Annotated in this window: 1 protein-coding gene; it reads right to left on the bottom strand. The window is 53.4% G+C overall.

Going from position 1 to position 320, the window contains the following annotated elements:
* Positions 1-297, bottom strand: a 297-nt coding sequence (locus REG_RS14985) for a secretin N-terminal domain-containing protein (protein ID WP_339739812.1), incomplete at its 3' end; no start/stop codon positions are given.
* Between the last annotated feature and the right edge of the window lie 23 nt (positions 298-320).

The raw sequence follows: 320 nt of genomic DNA, 5'->3' as shown, positions 1-320 counted from the left end.
TAAGGCGGTTTTTTCTAAATCGATGATCCAGACAGACAGTTCGATATGCCGTTTCGGCTGATCTAATTGCGCGATCAGTTGTTTTACGAAAGCAATGTGCTCAGTGCGCCCTTTGACCAATAAACTGTTGGTGCTGGGATTGGCCACCACCTGCAATGCGATGTCGGAACGGACTTTACGCGCGGTGACCGACGGGGTGGCCACTGGCGTGTTTTGACGCATTTTTAATGATTCAGCTAACCCCATCGGCGCTTTGTAGGGCAGGGCGGTGGGACGCTGCTCTGAAAAAGCCGGCATGGCGGGCGCATATCCCCCAGTGT

It is taken from the genome of Candidatus Regiella insecticola LSR1 (assembly GCF_000143625.1).
In the GTDB taxonomy this organism is placed as follows: Bacteria; Pseudomonadota; Gammaproteobacteria; order Enterobacterales; family Enterobacteriaceae; genus Regiella; species Regiella insecticola.
This window is presented reverse-complemented; position numbering and strand designations above follow the sequence as displayed.